The organism is Waltera acetigignens, assembly GCF_025567015.1.
GTDB classification, from domain to species: Bacteria; Bacillota; Clostridia; order Lachnospirales; family Lachnospiraceae; genus Acetatifactor; species Acetatifactor acetigignens.
Genome location: NZ_JAOQJO010000001.1, coordinates 1 through 2,906 on the forward strand (window position 1 = coordinate 1; position 2,906 = coordinate 2,906).

The following is a 2,906-nucleotide window of genomic DNA, read 5'->3' on the forward strand; positions in this document are numbered from 1 at the left end:
AGGTGTACGTCCGGTTCTGGGAGGGGTTTGGGCAAACCTACGGCAGTAATGCCGCAAGGCGGCTCATTCCTACTCTACGAGGGCAAGGCCGGAGACGATTTTTGGGTCAAAGCGGAGACGCTGTTGTACTGCGCGCTCATTGGCTATATCCACTATGAGGCTCCGGTGGAGGAGCAGAACTTCTCCACCCTCATTGAGTTCATCAACGCCATGGAAGTCCGTGAGGATGACGAGGAGTTCAAAAACCCCGTAGACCTGATGTTTGATGCACTGGAAGCCGAGAAGCCAAACCACTTTGCGGTGCGCCAGTATAAGAAATATAAGCTGGCCGCCGGCAAAACAGCCAAGTCGATCCTGATTTCCTGTGGTGCGCGCCTTGCGGTATTCGACATTGCAGAGCTGCGTGAGGTCACAGCCTATGATGAGCTGGAGCTGGACACTCTGGGCGACCGGAAAACTGCCTTGTTCCTCATCATGAGTGATACTGACGACAGCTTTAATTTTCTTATATCCATGTGTTATACCCAACTTTTCAACCTGCTCTGCGAAAAAGCCGACGATGTGTATGGCGGCAGGCTCCCGGTCCATGTGCGCTGTCTCATTGATGAAGCCGCCAATATCGGGCAGATTCCCCGTTTGGAAAAGCTGGTAGCAACCATCCGAAGCCGTGAGATCTCCGCCTGTCTGGTGTTGCAGGCGCAGAGTCAGCTCAAGGCGATCTATAAGGACAATGCGGATACCATCATCGGCAACATGGATACTTCCATTTTTCTGGGCGGTAAGGAGCCAACCACCCTCAAGGAGCTGGCTGCCGTGCTGGGCAAGGAAACCATCGACACCTACAACACCGGAGAGAGCCGTGGCCGGGAAACTTCCCATTCTCTCAACTATCAAAAATTGGGGAAAGAGCTGATGAGCCAGGATGAGCTTGCAACGATGGACGGAAACAAGTGCATCCTCCAGCTGCGCGGTGTGCGTCCTTTCCTTTCGGATAAGTACGACATCACCAAGCACCCCAATTTCAAGTACACTGCCGACGCGGATGACAAGAACGCTTTTGACATTGAAGCATTCCTGTCCGCAAGGCTGAAACTCAAGCCCAATGAGGTCTGCGATGTATATGAAGTAGACACAAAGGGCGCTTAACTTCGTTCCGCTTTTGAAAGGAGTGATCTTATCTATTCGCCGCACCTGCCCTCTATGGGCCATTGGCGTACAAAGCGGACAATCGCAAGAAAAAATAATGAAAAAGGAGGACAGCCGGAATCATGCCCCGGAAATCGGGTGGCAGATTGTTCCGGCTTTTGTATGCCTATGAAACATGACAAACCTATTTTTTAATCAGATTCCGGCTAACAAACTATATGGCATTTTTTGAACAGGCAATCACCGTTCTTCAGACCCTCGTTATCGCGCTCGGTGCCGGTCTCGGTATCTGGGGCGTTATCAACCTCTTGGAGGGCTACGGAAATGATAATCCGGGCGCAAAAAGCCAGGGCATGAAGCAGCTCATGGCCGGCGCTGGTGTAGCCGTAGTCGGCATGGTCCTTGTACCTCTGCTCTCCGGGCTTTTCTCTGTCTAAGCGTCTCTGCATGAAATCCTTGCCGCTCCCGCAGTTTTGCGGGGGCGGCGGAAAGGAGGTTGACACCGTATGGATTTCTTACTTGAAGCCCTGACAAATTGGCTGAAAGAAATGCTGGTGGGCGGTATTATGAGCAACCTTTCGGGGATGTTTGACAGCGTAAACCAACAGGTCGCGGATATATCCGTACAGGTAGGACAGACCCCACAGGGATGGAATGGCAGTATTTTCAGCATGATTGAGAATCTGTCCAACTCCATCATGGTGCCGATTGCAGGCGTGATCCTGGCTATTGTGATGACCGTAGACCTGATCCAGATGATCGCAGACAAGAACAACCTGCATGATGTGGATACTTGGATGATTTTCAAGTGGGTGTTCAAATCAGCCACTGCCATCCTCATTGTCACAAACACATGGAATATCGTGATGGGCGTCTTTGATATGGCGCAGAGCGTGGTGGCACAGGCGGCAGGGATCATCGGTTCGGATGCGTCTATTGACATTTCCTCAGTTATGACCGATTTGGAACCGAGGCTGATGGAAATGGATCTGGGGCCGCTATTCGGGCTTTGGTTCCAATCCCTCTTTATCGGCATTACCATGTGGGCGCTGTATATCTGCATCTTTATCGTCATTTATGGCCGTATGATCGAGATTTACCTTGTGACCTCGGTGGCTCCCGTTCCAATGGCTGCCATGATGGGCAAGGAATGGGGCGGTATGGGACAGAACTACCTCCGCTCCCTGCTGGCGCTGGGCTTTCAGGCGTTTCTCATCATCGTCTGCGTGGCAATTTATGCTGTGCTGGTGCAGAACATCGCTCTGGAAGATGACATCATCATGGCGATCTGGAGCTGCGTGGGCTACACCGTACTGCTGTGCTTTACGCTGTTCAAAACCGGCAGTCTCGCAAAATCAGTCTTTCAGGCGCATTAAAACGGAAGGAGGTTTCCACATTGGCTTATGTACCCGTACCCAAAGATTTAACTAAAGTCAAAACCAAGGTCATGTTCAATCTGACCCGAAGGCAGTTGGTCTGCTTTACCGCCGGGGCGCTTGTAGGCGTACCGCTGTTCTTTTTGCTCCGTGAGCCTGCGGGAAACAGCATGGCCGCCATGTGTATGATGCTGGTCATGATGCCCTTCTTCCTGCTGGCAATGTATGAAAAGCATGGGCAGGGCCTGGAAAAGATCGTCGGCAACATTCTCAAAGTGGCTGTGATCCGTCCCAAGCAGCGTCCCTACCAGACCAATAACTTTTATGCCGTATTAAAACGGCAGGAAATGCTCGATAAGGAGGTGTATGACATTGTTCACCGCA

Annotated in this window: 3 protein-coding genes and 1 pseudogene; all 4 read left to right on the top strand. The window is 51.6% G+C overall.

Annotation, left to right across the window (positions count from 1 at the left end; all coding sequences use genetic code 11):
• Positions 1-78: 78 nt before the first annotated feature.
• Positions 79-1,146, top strand: a pseudogene (locus OCV96_RS00005) (VirD4-like conjugal transfer protein, CD1115 family); the annotation flags it as partial.
• 218 nt (positions 1,147-1,364) lie between these two features.
• Complete coding sequence (locus OCV96_RS00010; RefSeq protein WP_003525154.1) at positions 1,365-1,583, top strand: Maff2 family mobile element protein; 219 nt, start codon at positions 1,365-1,367, stop codon at positions 1,581-1,583.
• A 69-nt stretch (positions 1,584-1,652) separates the two neighbouring features.
• A complete protein-coding gene (locus OCV96_RS00015; RefSeq protein ID WP_109625036.1) occupies positions 1,653-2,522 on the top strand; it encodes a VirB6/TrbL-like conjugal transfer protein, CD1112 family in 870 nt (289 codons plus the stop codon).
• A 20-nt stretch (positions 2,523-2,542) separates the two neighbouring features.
• Positions 2,543-2,906, top strand: a 364-nt coding sequence (locus OCV96_RS00020) for a PrgI family protein (protein ID WP_262593200.1), incomplete at its 3' end; no start/stop codon positions are given.

Excerpts from the sequence above, each read along its gene's own strand:
- OCV96_RS00010 (WP_003525154.1), top strand. The coding sequence starts at position 1,365 with ATGGCATTTTTTGAACAGGCAATCACCGTTCTTCAGACCCTCGTTATC.
- OCV96_RS00015 (WP_109625036.1), top strand. The coding sequence starts at position 1,653 with ATGGATTTCTTACTTGAAGCCCTGACAAATTGGCTGAAAGAAATGCTG.